The organism is Hymenobacter caeli (assembly GCF_013294115.1).
Classification (GTDB): domain Bacteria; phylum Bacteroidota; class Bacteroidia; order Cytophagales; family Hymenobacteraceae; genus Hymenobacter; species Hymenobacter caeli.
Genome location: NZ_JABSNP010000011.1, coordinates 146,846 through 163,612, shown reverse-complemented (window position 1 = coordinate 163,612; position 16,767 = coordinate 146,846). Strand labels below are relative to the sequence as shown.

Sequence of the window (16,767 nt, the reverse complement as noted above, 5' to 3'; positions counted from 1 at the left end):
GACTACCAATCCGACCACACCTTGCTTCAACGCATCGAACACGTCCTAATCCGAATCGGAAAAAATTATACGGTTACTTTTGCGTGACTACTTAATCACCGCACCGATCTGTTCGTTTTTCATGGCATTCACTGAAGCTGTGCGAGCCGCTCTCCCGGCTGCAACCCCTGGCCGCAGCCGGCTGAACCGGCCCGAAGCGGCTCGTTTTGTTGCAAGAATTTAGTGGTACGGCACCATTCGGGGCGGTCAAGGGGCCCAATGTAGCAACTTTCGTCAGGACCAAGCGCCCGGCAGGCGCGGGCAAGGGGTGGTTGCGCTTTAGGTTGCCCGGTGCGTTGGGCGCGGGAAACGCCGGAATTTTTGAACATAAAAAAAGTCCGACTTCAGAGAAGCCGGACTTTTCAAACCAAAACACCTTAAAAAACTATTCTTTCACATTGGGATAACGAAACGGCCGGGAAAAAATTCCCGGCCGTTTCGTTTTTGTTGCAAATCCGTTTACGGTTGAGCTAGTTACGGTTGAGCTAGCGCATCATACCGCCGGGGCCCCCTTTCAGGCCGCCCATCATCTTGGCCATTTGGGCCATGCCGCCCTTGGTCTGGCTCATCTTGTTCATGGTGCGCATCATTTTGCGCATGTCCTCGAACTGCTTCATCAGGGCGTTCACCTGCTGGATGTCGGTGCCCGAGCCCTTGGCCAGGCGGCGCTTGCGCGAGCCGTTGATGAGGTCGGGGTTGGCCCGCTCCTGCCGGGTCATGCTCTTGATGATGGACTCGACGGGCTTGAAGGCGTCGTCGTCGATTTCGACGTCCTTCATGGCCTTGCTCATACCCGGAATCATGCCCATCAGGTCCTTGATGTTGCCCATCTTCTTGATTTGATCCAGCTGCGAGAGGAAGTCGTCGAAGTTGAACTGGTTCTTGCGGATTTTGGCGTTGATGCGCTTGGCCTCGTCCTCGTCGAACTGCTGCTGGGCCCGCTCTACAAGCGAAATCACGTCGCCCATGCCCAGGATGCGCTGGGCCATGCGGTCGGGGTAGAACAAGTCCAGGGCCTCCATCTTCTCGCCCGTCGAGATGAACTTGATGGGCTTCTCCACCACGGCCCGGATGCTGAGGGCCGCCCCGCCGCGGCTGTCGCCGTCGAGCTTGGTGAGCACCACGCCGTCGAAGTTCAGGCGGTCGTTGAAGGTTTTGGCGGTGTTCACGGCGTCCTGCCCGGTCATGGCGTCCACCACAAACAGCGTTTCACTGGGCCGGATGGCCGTCTTCACGGCCTCAATCTCGCGCATCATCTGCTCGTCCACGGCCAGGCGGCCGGCGGTGTCGATGATGACGACTTTCTTGTTGTTTTTCTTGGCGTAGTCGAGGGCGTTGCGCGAAATCTCGACGGGGTTCTTGTTCTCTACCTCGCTGTACACTTCCACGCCGATTTGCTCGCCCAGCACTTTCAGCTGCTCGATGGCGGCGGGGCGGTACACGTCGCAGGCCACCAGCAGCACGGTGCGGTTCTGCTTCTTGATGAAGCTGGCCAGCTTGCCGGCAAACGTGGTTTTGCCCGAGCCCTGCAGGCCCGAGAGCAGCACCACGGCCGGGTCGCCCTTGATGACAATATCCTGCTTCTCGCCGCCCATGAGCTGGGTCAGCTCGTCGTACACGATTTTGACCATGAGCTGGCCCGGCGAGACGGCCGTGAGCACGTCGCGGCCCATCGCAGCATCCTTGATGCGGTCGGTGACGTCCTTGGCCACCTTGTAGTTGACGTCGGCATCGACCAGGGCCCGGCGGATTTCCTTGATGGTGGCCGCGACGTTGATTTCGGAAATGCTGCCCTGGCCCTTGAGGGTTTTGATGGCCCGGTCGAGCTTGGTGGAGAGGTTATCGAACATGAGCCACAGATTAAGCAGATTTTAACAGATTAAACAGATTTTCAGGATTTTACCCGGTTCAGGAAGCGTTGCGGAGCTGGGCTTCGACGGCCCGGAGGCGGGCGTCCAGCTCGGCGTTGGTGGGTTGCTGGGCTTCCTCCACGTGGCTCAGGCGGAGCCCGGCGGCCTGCGTGGTTTCGGTCAGCTGGCCGGTGTGCTCAAAAACGTTGCCCAAGCGGCGGTTGGTTTCTTGGCCCTGGGCTTTGATTTCCCGCACTTCTTCGGTAAGGTGGTCCACCCGGTCAGTGAGGTGGTCCACCCGGTCAGTGAGGTGGTCCACCCGGGCCGAAACATTGTCGATGCGGGCCCCGAGCCGGTCTTCCAGCCGCAAAAACCCGTTCACCATCACGTCGGTGAGCTGCGCGAAGCGGCGGTCGGAAGTTTCGCGCAGCTCGGCCTGATCCTTTATTTGCTGCCCCATCAGGGCCAGCAGCTCGTTAATTTGGTCGTTGTTCATGGGCAGAGGAATGGCCCGCGGCGGGGGAGCGGGGCCCCAAAGTTACGGCGGCAGGCGTGTCGTTCGCGTAGCTTTGCGGTTTGCCCTTGCCGCTGCCCGCCGTGCCCGAAGCCCTTCCTTTCCGCCTGCTCGTCCTCACCTACTACTGGCCGCCCTCGGGCGGGGCGGGGGTGCAGCGCTGCCTGAAATGGGTGAAGTACCTCGGCGAGTTTGGGGTGGAGGCTACCGTGGTCACGGTGGACGCGGCCCAGGCCACCTACCCGGTGCGAGACGCCAGCCTCGAAGCCGAGGTGCCGGCGGGGGTGCGCGTCATCCGCACGCCCACTTCGGAGCCATTTGAGAGCTACAAAAGGTTGACGGGCCGCGCCGTGCCCTACGGCGGCTTTGCCAACGAGGGCCGGCCGGGGCTGGTGCAGCAGGCCCTGCGCTTCGTGCGCGGCAACCTGTTCATTCCCGACCCGCGCCGGGGCTGGAACCGGCACGCGCTGGCCGCGGTAGAGCAGCTGCTGGCCGCCGGCGAAACCTTCGACGCGGTGCTCACCAGCTCGCCGCCGCACTCCACCCAACTCATCGGCCTGGCCCTGCAACAGCGCCACGGCCTGCGCTGGCTGGCGGATATGCGCGACCCGTGGACGGACATCTACTACTACAAGGACCTGCACCACACGCCGCTGGCCGCCTGGCTCGACGCCCGCTACGAGCGCCGGGTATTGACGCGGGCCGATGCCGTGCTGGTGACCTCGCCGGAAACCGAGCGGCTGTTCCGGGCCAAGCTGCCGGGGCTGGCGGCGGGCAAAATCCACGTGCTGCCCAACGGCTACGACGCGCCCGACTTCCGCCAGCCCTCGCGGCCGCCCACCGACTGCTTCCGCCTCACCCACACCGGCACCATCACCGAGCTGTACCACCTCGGCGGCCTGCTGGGGGCCCTGGCCGCCGCCGCCGCCCGCCACCCCGCCGTGCCCGTGCGGCTGCGCTTCGTGGGCCAGGCCAGCGCCGGGCTGCGGGCCCAGGTGCAGGCGGCGGGGCTGGCCGAAGTCACCGAATACCTGCCCTTCGTGCCGCACGCTGCCTCAGTGGCCGAGCTGTTGGAGGCCACCGCGCTGCTGATGGCCATCCCCGACGTGCCGCGCAACCGGGGCATCCTGCCGGGCAAAATCTTCGAGTACCTGGCCGCCAACAAGCCCGTGCTGTGCGTGGGGCCCGCCGGCTCCGACGCCGATAATTTGCTGCAAGAATGCGGCGCGGGCCAGGCCCTGCCCTACGCCGACGCCGCCCTGATGCAAGAAACTCTTGACGCGCTGCTGCACCAGTGGGCCATCAACCCCAACCTCGACCTGCCCGCCGCCAGCCACGGCCGCTACGCCCGCCGGGCCCTGGCGGGACAGCTGGCGGCCATTCTACGGAAGGAATAAGGCGTTCGGCCCCCGTGGCTATTTCCTTCTCCTTTATTAACGCATGATTACGCGCAGGTCTTCCGCCAGGCGTTGGGTGAAGGCCGTGCTGGCGGCGCGCTGGAGGTGGTTGCCGTCGGTGGTGGCGTAGGGCTGGGCGCTGTAATCAAGGTAAGGCACCGACAAATCGGCGGCAGTCCGGCGCATGAGCGGGTCGAAACCGGGCTGGTAGGCTTGCTCCAGCTGGAGCAGCCCGGGGCCCACTGGCAGGCGCACCACGCACACGCGGCCGTGTGGTTTCAGGAATTCGATGGTTTGGCGCAGGGCCCCGAGCCGGCCGGCGGAAAGGTGCTGGGTGGCGGCCAGGCGGCGGTAGTCGCGCAGCTTCTGGGCAGTGCGGGCCCGCACCTGGGCGCTGTCGGTGCCGATGCGCACTTCGAGCCAGCCGTCGGGGTGCAGGCGCTCGGTGGCGGTGGCGTAGTCGAGCAGCAGGCGGTAGAGGGGCTTGGTTTGGTAGTGCGCGAGGTAGGCCCAGTTGGGGTTCTGGCTCACGTCGCGCAGCTGCCCGATGAAGGAGTCATCTTCGGGAAACGTGCCCTCGGGGCCCGTCAGCGACAGCGACCACGGGTCGACGGCCACCACGAACAGGCCGTTCTTCACGTCCGGCCGCAGCTTGCGCCGGATGCTGCGCAGGTACGCCGGGCCGTAGGGCGAGTGGGTGAGCGTGAAGGCGTAGTTCAGCCAGGGCCCCGCGAAGCGGCCGCCCAGGCCGGCCGCCAGCACCGCCGGCTGCAAGCCCTGCGCCGCCCGCGACGTGCCCAGCACCAGCGAACCCGCCGGCGGGCCGGTGAACCGGCCGTAAAACGCGTCAACCTGCCCGCGCAGCACCACCGGGCCCAGCGCCAGGGCCCCCGCCAGCGCCGCGCCGGCCAGCAGCGCCAGGCGCCCCAGCAACCGAAAAACAGGGTGGGCCACGGGGCGCATCAAAATTGAAAGTAGATAAAGCTCGTGCTGTTGAACACGCCCAGGTACAGAATCAGCAGGGCCAGCCCTGCGTAGCCCGCCCACCGCGCGGCCAGCGGCTGGGCCGCCACCCAGGCCTGCGGGCTGCGGTGGCGGCCGAGGTACTCCACGGCCAGCAGCAGCGCCACGGCCAGGGCGGCCACGGCCAGCTCGGGGCGGTAGTGCTGCGAGAACTCGAGCAGCAGCGCCGCGACGCCGGCCCCGCGCAGCCCAGCCCAGCCGCTGCCCAGGTGCCGGCTGATGAATACGGCGTCGCCCAAATTATTAGCCCGAAAAAAAATCCAGGCGTAGGCCACCAGCGCAAACGTGACGGCCACGCCCAGCCCGCGCCGCAGCCGCGGGTGGGCGGCCAGGCCGGTGGCCCGCGCAAGCCACGCCCGCGCCGGCCGGGCCCAGGTGCTGGCCACCAGGTACAGGCCGTGCAGGCCGCCCCAGACCAGGAACGTCCAGTTGGCCCCGTGCCAGAGGCCGCTGACGAGGAACACCACCAGCAGGTTGCCGTAGGCCCGGGCGGGCCCCGCGCGGCTGCCGCCCAGCGGAATGTAGAGGTAGTCGCGGAACCAGCTGGAGAGCGAGATGTGCCAGCGCCGCCAGAACTCGGGCACCGAAGCCGCCAGGTACGGCTGCCGGAAATTCAGGTTGAACTCGAAGCCCAGCACCCGCGCCGCGCCCCGGGCCATGTCCGTGTAGCCCGAAAAATCGGCGTAAATCTGGAACGTGAAGGCCAGCGTGGCCAGCACCAGCAGGGGCCCCGCGGCGTGCTGCCGCGGGGCGTTGAACACCGGGTTGACGAGCAATGCCAGGCGGTCGGCCACCACCACTTTCTTGAACAGGCCCCAGGCCATGAGGCGCAGCCCGCTCACCACGCGGGCGTAATCGAAGCCGTGCGTCCGCCGGAACTGCGGCAGCATGTGGCCCCCGCGCTCGATGGGCCCCGCCACGAGCTGCGGAAAAAACGCCACGAACAGCGCGAACCGCCCCAGATTGCGCTCCGCCGCCAGCCGGCCCTGGTACACGTCGAGGATGTAGCCCACCGACTGGAACGTGTAGAACGACACGCCCACCGGCAGCAGCAGGCCCAGCGCCGGCCCGGCCGCCCAGGGCAGGTGCAGGGCCCCGGCCAGCTGCCCCGCGGCATCGCGGAAAAAATTGAAGTACTTGAACACGAACAGCGTGCCCAGATTGCTGGCCAGGCTGAGGTAGAGGTAAGGCCGCCGCTGCCGCTTGGTGGCCAGCCGGCCCATGCGGTAGCCGCTGAAGTAGTCGAGCAGCGTGGTGGCCCCCAGCAGCAGGGCGTAGGCCGGCCGCCAGCTCATGTAGAAGTAGTAGCTGGCCCCCAGCAGCAGCGGCCCGCGCCAGCGCGGGGCCAGGGCAAAGTACAGCCCGGCCACCACCGGGAAAAACACCAGAAAATGCAGGGAGTTGAAGAGCATAGGCGGCGGAAGCGGCTTCCGGCCGCCAAAGGTCGGGCGCAGCCGCCAGTACCGCGCCCCGGGCGGGCCGCCCGCCCGGGCTGCACTACTTTTGCGGTCCTGTTTTCGGCTTTCCTCTTTTCAATGGCTCTCGACCTCAACCACAAGTCCATCCTCGTCACGGGCGGCACCGGCTCGTTCGGCAAGCAGTTCGTGCGCACCGTGTTCGAAAAATTCCCGCGGGTGAAGCGGTTGGTGGTGTTCTCGCGCGACGAGCTGAAGCAGTACGAGATGAGCCAGGAGTTTTCGCCCGCCAAATACCCGGCCATCCGCTACTTCATCGGCGACGTGCGCGACCCGCAGCGCCTGCTCCGCGCCTGCGAAGGCATCGACATCGTGATTCACGCCGCCGCCCTCAAGCAGGTGCCGGCCGCCGAATACAACCCGATGGAGTGCATCAAAACCAACATTTTCGGGGCCGAAAACGTGATAAACGCCGCCCTCGACTGCGGCGTGAAGGACGTGGTGGCCCTGAGCACCGACAAAGCCGCCGCGCCCATCAACCTGTACGGGGCCACCAAGCTGTGCTCCGACAAGCTCTTCGTGGCGGCCAACAACATGAAGGGCAGCCGCGACCTGCGCTTCTCGGTGGTGCGCTACGGCAACGTGATTGGCTCGCGCGGCTCGGTGGTGCCCTTCTTCTTGAAGGAGCGCCGCACCGGCGTGCTGCCCATCACCCACCCCGACATGACGCGCTTCAACATCTCGCTCGAAGAAGGCGTGGACCTGGTGCTCTACGCGCTGGAGCACGCCTGGGGCGGCGAGATTTTCGTGCCCAAAATCCCCTCTTACAAGATCACCGAAGTGGCCCGCGCCATCGGGCCCGCCTGCGAGCAGCGCATCGTGGGCATCCGCCCCGGCGAGAAGCTGCACGAAGAGATGATTACCGAAACCGACGCCCTGAGCACCGTGGAGCTGGACCGCTACTACGTCATTCTGCCCAACACCCCGCACTGGGACGTGGACCGGTTCGTGGCCCACTTCCACGGCCGGCGCGTGCCCGTAGGCTTCCACTACGACTCGGCCAACAACAACGAGTGGCTCGACGCGGCCCAGATTCAAGAGGAAATCCGGCGGCACGTGGACGCCGATTTCATGCCTGCCTAACCCGTTGCCAGGGCCCGCCGCGGCAGCGCTCGTATAACCCCTTTTCGTGCCCCCCCCGCGGGGCGCGGTACCGCCGTCCGTATGCCAACGCCCCCGTTTTTTCCCGCCCATCCCCTGCCCTACGGCCGCCAGCACGTCACCGATGCCGACGTGGCCGCCGTGGCCGAAGCCCTGCGGGGCGACTTCCTCACCCAGGGGCCCCGCGTGGCCGAGTTTGAGGCCCAGTTCGCGGCCTACATCGGGGCCCGCTACGCCGTGGCCGTCAGCAACGGCACGGCGGCGCTGCACCTGTGCGCCCTGGCGCTGGGCGTGGCCCCGGGCCAGCGGGTCATCACCTCGCCCCTCACCTTCGCCGCGTCGGCCAACTGCGTGCTGTACTGCGGCGGCGAAGTGCATTTCGCCGACATCGACCCCGCCACCGGCCTGCTCGACCTGGCCCAGGTGCGCCGGCTGCTGGCCGCGCACCCGCGGGGCCATTTCCAGGGCCTGATTCCGGTGAATTTCGCCGGCCTGGCCGTTGACATGGAGCAGGCCCGGGCCCTGGCCGACGAGTTTGGGCTGTGGATTATCGAGGACGCCTGCCACGCGCCGGGCGGCTCGTTCGTGGACCGCCGGGGCCAGGCGCAGCGCTGCGGCAACGGCCGGTTTGCCGATTTGGCCATCTTCAGCTTCCACCCCGTCAAGCACATCGCCACCGGCGAGGGCGGCATGGTCACCACCAACGACGAAGCCCTGTACCGCCGCCTGCTGCGCCTGCGCACCCACGGCATCACCCGCGACGAGGCCTCGTTCGTGAACCCCGGCGAAGGCGGCTGGTACATGGAAATGCAGGAGCTGGGCTACAACTACCGCATTTCCGACATCAACTGCGCCCTGGGCCTGAGCCAGCTGGCCCGCGCCGAGGCCGGCCTGGCCCGCCGCCGCCAGCTGGCCGCCCGCTACGACGCGGCGTTTGCGCTGCTGGCCGGGGTGACGACGCTGGCCCCCGGCCGCCCCGGCCACGCCTACCACCTCTACGTGGTGCAGGTAGCCGACCGGCGCGGGCTGTACGACTTCCTTAAGGCCCGGCAGATTTTCGCCCAGGTGCACTACATCCCCGTCCACCGCATGCCGTACTACGAGCGGCTGGGCTGGCAAAAGGGCGACTTCCCGCTGGCCGAAGCCTATTACGCCCGCTGCCTGAGCCTGCCGCTGTACCCCACCCTCACCGACGAGGAGCAGGACTACGTGGTGGCCTGCATTCGGGAGTTTACTAACCAGTAATAATAGATTGATTTATTTCCAAATAGGAAAAATACCTCAATAAGGCGGTCATACCGAGCGCAGCCGAGGCATCTCGCGTGGGGAAGCAATTCAATCGGGGCAACGAAGCACGCGGGATGCCTCGGCTGCGCTCGGCTTGACCACCTTTTTTTACTAATTCAAGAATAAGGCTAATTAATAAGTTAAGTAAAAATTATTTGCCTATTTAATTGGCCGCTAATTCATTCAATTCACGTTTATAAGCTGAATTAATTTCATCATTTTCCTACGTTAAATTCCTCCTGCATGACTGTTCAGGATTTTGATTCGGCGCAAGCCATTCACTACGAAAACGGCTTTTACCTGACCAGTGATATCACGCGGCTGGCCAAGGCGATGGGGCACTTTGAGCTGTACAAGCTGATAACCGGCCTGCCGGGGGCCGTGGTGGAGTGCGGGGTATTCAAGGCCACGTCGCTCGTGCGCTGGGCCACGTTTCGGGAGCTGCTGGAAAGCCCGATGTCGCGCCGCATCGTCGGGTTTGACATTTTTGGCGCTTTCCCGCGGCACGACGACGAGTCGGACAACGCGTTTGCGGCCCGCCACGACGACGTGGCCGGCCAAGGCCTGAGTCTGGACCAAGTGCAGGCCGTGCTGGCGCACAAGGGGCTGCGCAACGTGGAGCTGGTGCCCGGCGACGTAGTGGAAACCATACCCGCCTACGTGGGGGCCCACCCGGAGCTGCGCATCGCCCTGCTGCACATCGACGTGGACGTGTACAAGCCCAGCAAGGTGGCCCTGGACGCGCTGTACGACCTGGTGGTGCCCGGCGGCGTGCTTGTTTTTGACGACTACGGCACCGTGGCCGGCGAAACCCGCGCCGTGGACGAATTAGTGGCCCGCCACAACTTACGGCTGCAAAAGCTGTCTTATACGCACACGCCCAGCTTCGTGGTGAAGCCGGGAATTACGTTGCCAACACCCAATAAATAATTAGGTGGCAATTGCGTTTTAGCGGTAAGCCACGGGTTTGGTCCACGCCATTTGATGCTTTGATTTCCCATGAAGAGCTACCACAAACACCTCGAATCAACGCTGGCGGCGGGCGAAACGGTGAGCCTGACCCGGCGGCCGGTGTTCCGCTCGTCCGCTATTTTTCCGGTGCTGCACACGGCTAATTATTCCAGCCGGGTGCTGTTCATGGGGTATTGGCTGCTCAAGCGGCGCATTCCCGAAGTACAGATGCTGGTGACGCTGCGCGGCGAAGACGGGCCGATTCTGCTACGCAAAAGCCTGCTCATCACCGAGCCCAAGGCCTTTGCGCTGCGCGTGGGCGACCTACTGGCCGAAACCGCGCTGGGGGCCACGGGGGCCGATTTTACCGGCTCGCTGGAATTAGAGATTTTCGCCACCCGGGACCTGGTTTATCCTTACCCGGCCTTCGTGCTTAATTATTACGGCGACGAATTCATGGCCAGCGTGCACACCACGGGCCGGGTGTACAACGACATCGAAGACCTACAGGAAAACGAAGATAAAATAGTGCCCGAGTGCGGGTTCGATATTTTATCGGGCGCGGCTTATGCCCCGTTTTTCGCCTTCGTCAACGGGGTGTATAATTACGACAGTCCCGTCATCGAGTGGACCATTATCGACGAGCAGGGCCAGGCGCAACGGGGCCAGTTCACGCTGCCCCCCGTGCCGGCCTACGCCACCCGCTTCGTGCTGCTGCGCGATTACATTGACCTCGACGCCGTGTTGCACGGCGGCAAGGGCACCGTGAAGCTGCACCACCAATTCCGGGGTTTTTTCCCGCGGTTCGTGGCCGGCAATTTCGAGCAGCACCGCCACGCGCTGAGCATCACCCACACGTACTACGACTCGTCGGCCGTGACCGACGCGGGGGCCTACTGGGGCAACACGGACGAGCGGTTCCACGACAGCGCGGTGTTTGCCCCGTTGTTTATGGACGAGGGCGAGTACACCCAATTGGTGTTTTACCCCATCTACTCGCCCTCGGCGTTCGGCATCAGCCTGGAGTTTTACGACGAAGCGGGGGCCCTGGTGGGCACCGTGCGCGACTGGCGGCACCTGGACCTGCACGCCACCCCCGACCAGTTTTTTACGCTCAGTTTCAACGAAGTGATTGCCGAGCATTTCGCGCCCGAGCAGGCGCGTCGGCTGCGGGGGGTGAACATCGTCAAGCACTGGCCCAACCGGGCGCAGATTCCGACCCGCCTCAAGTTCGGCCTCAACATTGGCCGCACCGGCCGGGCCATGAACCTGCCGACCAACGTGTGCTTCAACTCCCAGATTGCCAACGCCAAGGTGCTCACCAAACCGGGCACGTTCAAGTGGAGCCCCATCCTAGACGGCGACCATTCGGTGGTGGTCATCCTCAACGGCTCGGCCGTGAAAGCGTACGCCACGCCAGCCCACCTGCAACTGTCGTTCTACCGCGAGGCCGACAACCAAACCTTGCTGCGGGCAGCCCAGCTGCCGCCGTTTGGCCAACTGCGCCTGGACACCGGGGCCGACGCCGAGCTGCGGGAGTTCCTGGGCGGCCAGCCGGGGTGGGTGACCATTCAGGCCGACAACCCATTTGTAACCTCCTGGTATTTTGATTTTAACGAAAGCGGGGCCGTGGGCGGCGACCACGCTTTTTAAACTATCAGCAGTCTGGGCGCGCAATGCGGCGCGACTGCTGCCGGCCGGCCGTTGCGGGCCCTGCCCAGCGCCCGGCACCGGGCTTGTACTTTTACGGGCCGCTTGCCGGCCCCGGTTTCCCTTTTGCCTATCTAAATTTTTTACATGACCCCGAACCCCAGCACCAAGCAAGAACATTTCTGGACCAGCGACTTTGGCCGCCACTACACCGACCGCAACTCGCGGCACCTGGAAGACTGGAACCAGTTTTACCTCGACAACTGGGGCCAGACCAAATTGGCCATGAACGAGCGTTTTCTGGGGCACCTGAGCCGCGAGGCGCGCATTATGGAAGTTGGCTGCAACACCGGCATGCAGCTGATGGGCCTGCAAGAAAATGGGTTCAAGAACCTCTACGGGGTAGAAATTCAGCCCTACGCCGTTGAGAAGGCCAAGGAATACACCCAGCACGTGAACATCGTGCAGGGCAGCGGCCTGGACCTGCCTTTTAAAGACGGATTCTTCGACGTGGTGGGCACCAACGGCGTGCTCATTCACATCTCGCCCGACGACTTGCCGAAGGTGATGGCCGAAATGATGCGCTGCACCAGCCGCTACATCTGGGGGTTTGAGTACTACACGCCCGACATCACCACGATTAAATACCGCGACAACGTGGGCTACGCCTGGAAGGGCGACTACGCCCGCTTGTTCATGGAGCAGTTCCCGGGCCAGCTGCGGGTGGTGCAGCAGGAGTTTTTCCCGTACGTGAACCCGGCCGAGCAGGGCAACACGGACTGCATGTACTTGCTGGAAAAAACCGGGGCCTGATGAGCGGCGCGCTGCGCATCGGCATCGTGTCGCAGGCCCGGATGACCAGCACGCGCCTGCCGGGCAAGGTGCTGCTCCGGGCCGGGGCCAACTCGCTGCTGGGCTGGCACCTGCGGCGGCTGCGCCAAACCGGGCTGCCGGTGTTTCTGGCCACCACCACCAACGCGGCCGACGACGTGCTGGCCGCCTTCGGCGCGGCGCACGGCCTGCCCGTGACGCGGGGCGACGAGCACGACGTGCTGGGCCGGTTCCGGCTCTGCGCCCGCCAGCACGATTTGGAGGCCGTGGTGCGGGTCACGAGCGACTGCCCGCTCATCGCGCCCGAGCTGATTGCCGAAGGCGTGGCCCGCTACCGGGCCGCGGCCGACCCGCGCCTGTACTTGTCCAACGTGGTGCAGCGGACTTACCCGCGCGGCTTCGATTTTGAGGTGTTCTCGCGGGAGTTGCTGGAGGAAGCCGCCCAAAGGGCCACCCTGCCCGCCGACCGGGAGCACGTGACGCCGTACATCAACCAGAACCGCGCCGGTACCGTGCGGCTGGCCCACCTCGCCCGCCCCGCCGATGCCAGCCGCTACCGCCTGACGGTGGACACGCCGGAGGATTTCGCCCTGGCCCGTACCCTATTAGCCGATTACGACGCCGGCCAACTCGACGGGGAAGCCCTCATTGCCCTGCTGGCCGACCACCCCGAGCTGGTGGCCCTGAACGCGGCCGTGGAACAAAAAAAAGTCTGAGCCGTGGCCGCGCCTTCTAACCCCAAAACGCCGGGCGCTGATGCCCCGGGGCCCAATAAAAACCCTCCCAGGCAACCGGCCCGCCTGGTGCTGCGGGCCGACGGGGGCGCGGCCATTGGCCTGGGCCACGTGATGCGGTTGCTGGCGCTGGCCGACATCGTGCGCGGGCAGTTTGCCGAAATAATTTTTGCGGTGCGGGCCCCCGCGGCCGCGCTCCAGGCCCTGATGGCAGAGGCGGGGTTAACCGTGCAAGCACTGCCGGAGCAACCCCTGGCCGCCGAGGCCGAGTGGATGCGGCAGCACCTGCTGCGCCCGGGCGACGTGCTGGTGCTGGACGGCTACGGCTTCGATTTCGACTACCAGCGGGCCGTGCGAAGCGAGGGCGTGGTGCTGGTTTGCCTGGACGACGTGCACGCCTTTCCGTTCGCAGCGGATTTGGTTATCAATCCCGCCGGGGGCGTTTCTGAGGAAGTTTACGACCTACGGCAACCGGGGGCCCGATTAATAGCCGGGCCCGCTTTTGCCCCTTTGCGGGCGGCTTTTCGGGTCGATAGTGGCGCTCCTTCTGCGGACCCGGACACGGTGCTGCTGTGCCTGGGCGGAGCCGACCCCCGCCGCCTGACGCAGCAGACGGCCGCCCAGCTGCTCGCGCTGCCAGCCGCGGCGGTGCGGCAATTGCACGTGGTGGTGGGGCCCGCCTACCAAGGTTGGGACGTACTGTGCGATTGGGGGGCCGCCCAAAACCGGCTGGCCCTGCACCGGGCCCTGACGGCCCCCGAGCTGGCGGCCCTGATGCGCGACTGCGGGGCCGCCGTGCTTTCCCCCAGCACCATCAGCTACGAGTATTGCGCGGCCGGGGGCGGCTTGTTGTTCACCCTGCCCACGGCCGATAACCAGCACGACCTCAACCACTTTCTGCGGGCGGCGGGCCTGGCCCTGCCCTACCCCAGCGCCGCCAACGTGCTCACCAGCCCCGAAGCAGGCCGGGTGGGGGCCCAGCTGCAAGCGGCCCAGCGGCTGCACTTCGACGGCCTGGCCCCGGGGCGGCTGCGCCAGGCGTTGGCAGCCGTGCAGGTGGCCCCCCCGGCGTTTCACTTGCGCCCCGTCGAGGCCGCCGATGCGGAGCTCCTGCTTGCCTGGACCAACGACCCCGTGGTGCGGCAGCACTCCTTCAACCCCCAGCCCGTGCCGCCCGCCGCCCACGAAACGTGGTTGCGGGCCCGCCGGGCTGACTCTCAATCCTTACTGCTACTGGCCGTGGACGCCCGCAGCGCCGCGCCGGTGGGGCTGGTCCGGTTTGAGGTGGCGGGCCCCGTGGCCACGCTGAGCTACCAATTGGCGGCCGAGTGGCGCGGCCACGGCCTGGCGGCCCCGCTGCTGCTGGCCGGGACGGCGGCGGTGCTAGGGCAGTTTCCTCAGGTGCGCCGGGTGCGCGGGCAGGTGCAGGCCACCAACCTAGCTTCGGTGCGGGCCTTCGAGCGGGCCGGGTTCGCGCGGGCGGCCCCCGAAGCCGATACGCCCGCCGGGGGCCTTACTTTTGTTTGGCTTGCCTGAAAGCCGACGCGTTTGCCGGCTGCTTTGGCGGCACTCCTTGCCTTCATGCACATCGGTTCCCACCGCCTCGGCCCCGACCAGCCGCCGCTCATCATCGCCGAGCTTTCCGGCAACCACAACCAGGACCTGGCCCGCGGCCTGGCCATCGTCGATGCGGTGGCCGCCGCCGGGGCCCACGCCATCAAGCTCCAAACCTACACCGCCGATACGATGACGCTGCCCGGGGCCCACCGCATCAGCGACCCTAATTCGCTGTGGTTTGGGCGGGAGCTGCACGAGCTGTACCAGCAGGCCCACACGCCCTGGGAGTGGCACCGGCCGCTGTTTGAGCGGGCCCGGCAGCACGGGATGCTGGCCTTCAGCTCGCCGTTTGACGAGTCGGCGGTGGACTTTCTGGAGACGCTGGACGTGCCGGCCTACAAGATTGCTTCTTTCGAAAACACCGACTGGCCCCTGCTGCGCCGCGTGGCCGCCACCGGCAAGCCCGTCATCATGAGCACCGGGGCCAGCACCCTGGCCGAGGTGGCCGAGGCGGTGGCCGTGCTGCGCGGGGCCGGCTGCCGCGAGCTGGTGCTGCTCAAGTGCACCAGCACCTACCCGGCCTCGCCGGAAAACACCAACCTGCGCACCCTGCCCCATTTTCAGCAGCTGTTTCCCGACTGCTTAGTAGGCCTTTCCGACCACACGGCCGGCGTGGGGGCCGCCGTGGCCGCCGTGGCCCTGGGGGCCTGCGTGATTGAAAAGCACGTGACCCTGCGCCGCGCCGACGGCGGCGTGGACGCGGCCTTTTCGCTGGAGCCCGAAGAAGTGGCCAGCCTGGTAACCGAAACCCGCCGCGCCTGGCAGGCCCTGGGGCACATCCAGTACGGCATCCAGCGGGCCGAGGAGCCGAGCCGGCTCTACAAACGCTCGCTGTACGTGGCCCGCGACGTGGCCGCGGGGGAGGTGTTCACCAAAGAAAACCTGCGCGTGGTGCGCCCCGGCGACGGCCTGCCGCCGCGCTACTACGAGCAGGTGCTGGGCAAGCCGGCCCGGCAGGCCCTGGCCGCCGGCACCCCCCTCACCTGGGCAGCGCTGTGACGCCGGCCCCGCCCCCGGGCCGGGTGGCCCGCCTGCGCGACGTGTTGCAGCTGCGCTTCACGCCGCTCTTCGCCAACTTCCCGCCGGCCGTGCTGGCCACCATCTCGCCGGCCAACCCGCTGCGCCGGCTGGCGCGGGTGCTGGCCTACGTCCTGCTGCGGCTCGTGGGCCACGTAGTGCAGCCCGTGCGCGACCCCGGGGCCCTGGGCGGCAAGGTCTGGCTGTACGTGGTGAGCCCCAACAACTACGACTCGCTGCGCTTCATCGCGCAGGCCCGGCCCGATGCCGTGCTCGTGGCCGGGCAGGGCAAGCAGGTTGGCCGCCACAATGCGGCCGTCCACCGGCTCTCGCTGCGCCGCAAGCTGCTGTACTACTGGCAGTACCCGCTGGTGCTCCGGGGCCTCGTCCGGCTGGAGGGCCGCAAGGCCTGGCGGTTTTTCGACCTGATTTTTTACGCCATCGGCTACTACGAAGTGTACCGCCGGGCCCTGCGCCGCCACCGGCCCCGGGCGGTGGTTTTTGCCAACGACCACAACGACGACACCCGCTCGCTGCTGCTGGCCTGCCGGGCCGAGGGCGTCCCCACGGCTTACGTGCAGCACGCCAGCGTGAGCACCTATTTTCCGCCCCTGGGCTTCGATTTGAGCCTGCTCGAAGGGCAGGACGCGCTGGACAAGTACCGGCAGTGCGGCCCCGTGCGCGGCGCGGTGGCGCTGGTGGGCATGCCCAAGTTCGACGCCTACCTGGCCCGCCGCAACACGGCTCCCCAGGTGCACCGCGTGGGCCTGGCCTGCAACATCCACGACCCGCTGCCGGCCCTGGCCGAGGCGCTGGCCTACCTCGCCGCCGCGCTGCCCGCCCTGGCCCTGACGCTGCGCCCCCACCCCAGCGACGCCCGCGACTTCGGCCCCCTGCGCCGCCAGCTGCCCCAGCTGCGGTGGTCGGACGCCCGGCAGCAAAACGTGTTCGAGTTCCTCGAAACCCAGGACGCGCTGGTGGCCGCCGACACCTCCACCCACCTCGAAGCCACCCTGCTGAACGTGGCCAGCGTGTACTACCGCTTCGGCACCAACCCGCTCAGCGACGACTACTACGGCTACGTGGCCCACGGCCTGGTGCCCCGGGCGGCCGATTTATCGGCCCTGGGGGCCCTGCTGGGGGCCCTGGCCCGGCACAAGCCCGCCGACCTGTACCGCCGCGCCGCGTACTACAACGCCGCCCTCGGCACCCCCGACGAAGGCCACAGCCAGCGCCTGGCCGCCCGCGTGCTGGGCGAGTGGCTGGGGGCCCTGGCCTGAG

At 66.5% G+C, this 16,767-nt stretch carries 14 protein-coding genes; 10 read left to right on the top strand and 4 right to left on the bottom strand.

Features of this window, described 5'->3' with window-relative positions; genetic code table 11:
• Window positions 1-524: 524 nt before the first annotated feature.
• Window positions 525-1,889 carry a signal recognition particle protein gene (gene ffh, locus HNP98_RS13140; protein ID WP_173810522.1) on the bottom strand — a complete coding sequence of 455 codons (1,365 nt, stop codon included), beginning with the start codon at window positions 1,887-1,889 and terminating at the stop codon, window positions 525-527.
• Between the two features lie 58 nt (window positions 1,890-1,947).
• Window positions 1,948-2,385 (bottom strand): hypothetical protein, encoded by a 438-nt coding sequence (locus HNP98_RS13135; RefSeq protein ID WP_173810521.1) that lies wholly within the window; start codon window positions 2,383-2,385, stop codon window positions 1,948-1,950.
• 80 nt (window positions 2,386-2,465) lie between these two features.
• On the opposite strand from HNP98_RS13135, the gene HNP98_RS13130 reads away from it, so the two are divergent.
• Window positions 2,466-3,800 (top strand): glycosyltransferase family 4 protein, encoded by a 1,335-nt coding sequence (locus HNP98_RS13130; RefSeq protein WP_246275125.1) that lies wholly within the window; start codon window positions 2,466-2,468, stop codon window positions 3,798-3,800.
• A gap of 36 nt (window positions 3,801-3,836) precedes the next feature.
• On the opposite strand, the gene HNP98_RS13125 is transcribed toward HNP98_RS13130, so the two are convergent.
• A complete protein-coding gene (locus tag HNP98_RS13125; protein ID WP_173810520.1) occupies window positions 3,837-4,754 on the bottom strand; it encodes a hypothetical protein in 918 nt (305 codons plus the stop codon).
• A gap of 8 nt (window positions 4,755-4,762) precedes the next feature.
• Window positions 4,763-6,235: an MBOAT family O-acyltransferase gene (locus HNP98_RS13120; RefSeq protein ID WP_173810519.1), complete on the bottom strand. Its 1,473-nt coding sequence runs from the start codon at window positions 6,233-6,235 to the stop codon at window positions 4,763-4,765.
• Between the two features lie 123 nt (window positions 6,236-6,358).
• Between HNP98_RS13120 and pseB the strand changes: the two genes are divergently transcribed.
• The 9 genes from pseB to HNP98_RS13075 all read left to right on the top strand — a co-directional run bounded on the left by pseB (window position 6,359) and on the right by HNP98_RS13075 (window position 16,766).
• The gene (gene pseB / locus HNP98_RS13115; RefSeq protein ID WP_173810518.1) at window positions 6,359-7,381 is read left to right on the top strand and encodes a UDP-N-acetylglucosamine 4,6-dehydratase (inverting); all 1,023 of its coding nucleotides are present in this window, start codon (window positions 6,359-6,361) and stop codon (window positions 7,379-7,381) included.
• 81 nt (window positions 7,382-7,462) lie between these two features.
• Entirely contained in the window at window positions 7,463-8,644 is a 1,182-nt protein-coding gene (gene pseC, locus HNP98_RS13110) for a UDP-4-amino-4,6-dideoxy-N-acetyl-beta-L-altrosamine transaminase (RefSeq protein WP_173810517.1), read from the top strand.
• 285 nt (window positions 8,645-8,929) lie between these two features.
• Window positions 8,930-9,616: a TylF/MycF/NovP-related O-methyltransferase gene (locus HNP98_RS13105; RefSeq protein WP_173810516.1), complete on the top strand. Its 687-nt coding sequence runs from the start codon at window positions 8,930-8,932 to the stop codon at window positions 9,614-9,616.
• A 69-nt stretch (window positions 9,617-9,685) separates the two neighbouring features.
• The gene (locus HNP98_RS13100) at window positions 9,686-11,290 is read left to right on the top strand and encodes a hypothetical protein (protein ID WP_173810515.1); all 1,605 of its coding nucleotides are present in this window, start codon (window positions 9,686-9,688) and stop codon (window positions 11,288-11,290) included.
• 144 nt (window positions 11,291-11,434) lie between these two features.
• Complete coding sequence (locus HNP98_RS13095; protein ID WP_173810514.1) at window positions 11,435-12,100, top strand: pseudaminic acid biosynthesis-associated methylase; 666 nt, start codon at window positions 11,435-11,437, stop codon at window positions 12,098-12,100.
• Complete coding sequence (locus HNP98_RS13090) at window positions 12,100-12,834, top strand: cytidylyltransferase domain-containing protein (protein ID WP_217425760.1); 735 nt, start codon at window positions 12,100-12,102, stop codon at window positions 12,832-12,834. The genes HNP98_RS13095 and HNP98_RS13090 overlap by 1 nt, the downstream gene beginning before the upstream one ends.
• 3 nt (window positions 12,835-12,837) lie before the next feature.
• Window positions 12,838-14,388, top strand: a complete 1,551-nt coding sequence (pseG, locus tag HNP98_RS13085; RefSeq protein ID WP_173810513.1) for a UDP-2,4-diacetamido-2,4,6-trideoxy-beta-L-altropyranose hydrolase — start codon at window positions 12,838-12,840, stop codon at window positions 14,386-14,388.
• Window positions 14,389-14,433: 45 nt separating this feature from the next.
• A complete protein-coding gene (gene pseI / locus HNP98_RS13080) occupies window positions 14,434-15,468 on the top strand; it encodes a pseudaminic acid synthase (RefSeq protein WP_173810512.1) in 1,035 nt (344 codons plus the stop codon).
• Window positions 15,465-16,766 (top strand): hypothetical protein, encoded by a 1,302-nt coding sequence (locus HNP98_RS13075; RefSeq protein ID WP_173810511.1) that lies wholly within the window; start codon window positions 15,465-15,467, stop codon window positions 16,764-16,766. The genes pseI and HNP98_RS13075 overlap by 4 nt, the downstream gene beginning before the upstream one ends.
• The last annotated feature ends 1 nt before the right edge of the window (window position 16,767 follow it).

Bases quoted from the DNA above. Each gene is read 5' to 3' on its own strand.
- HNP98_RS13095 (WP_173810514.1), top strand. From the start codon at position 11,435: ATGACCCCGAACCCCAGCACCAAGCAAGAACATTTCTGGACCAGCGAC.
- pseC (WP_173810517.1), top strand. From the start codon at position 7,463: ATGCCAACGCCCCCGTTTTTTCCCGCCCATCCCCTGCCCTACGGCCGC.
- HNP98_RS13100 (WP_173810515.1), top strand. From the start codon at position 9,686: ATGAAGAGCTACCACAAACACCTCGAATCAACGCTGGCGGCGGGCGAA.
- pseB (WP_173810518.1), top strand. From the start codon at position 6,359: ATGGCTCTCGACCTCAACCACAAGTCCATCCTCGTCACGGGCGGCACC.
- HNP98_RS13120 (WP_173810519.1), bottom strand. From the start codon at position 6,235: ATGCTCTTCAACTCCCTGCATTTTCTGGTGTTTTTCCCGGTGGTGGCC.
- HNP98_RS13105 (WP_173810516.1), top strand. From the start codon at position 8,930: ATGACTGTTCAGGATTTTGATTCGGCGCAAGCCATTCACTACGAAAAC.
- ffh (WP_173810522.1), bottom strand. From the start codon at position 1,889: ATGTTCGATAACCTCTCCACCAAGCTCGACCGGGCCATCAAAACCCTC.
- pseI (WP_173810512.1), top strand. From the start codon at position 14,434: ATGCACATCGGTTCCCACCGCCTCGGCCCCGACCAGCCGCCGCTCATC.
- HNP98_RS13135 (WP_173810521.1), bottom strand. From the start codon at position 2,385: ATGAACAACGACCAAATTAACGAGCTGCTGGCCCTGATGGGGCAGCAA.
- HNP98_RS13090 (WP_217425760.1), top strand. From the start codon at position 12,100: ATGAGCGGCGCGCTGCGCATCGGCATCGTGTCGCAGGCCCGGATGACC.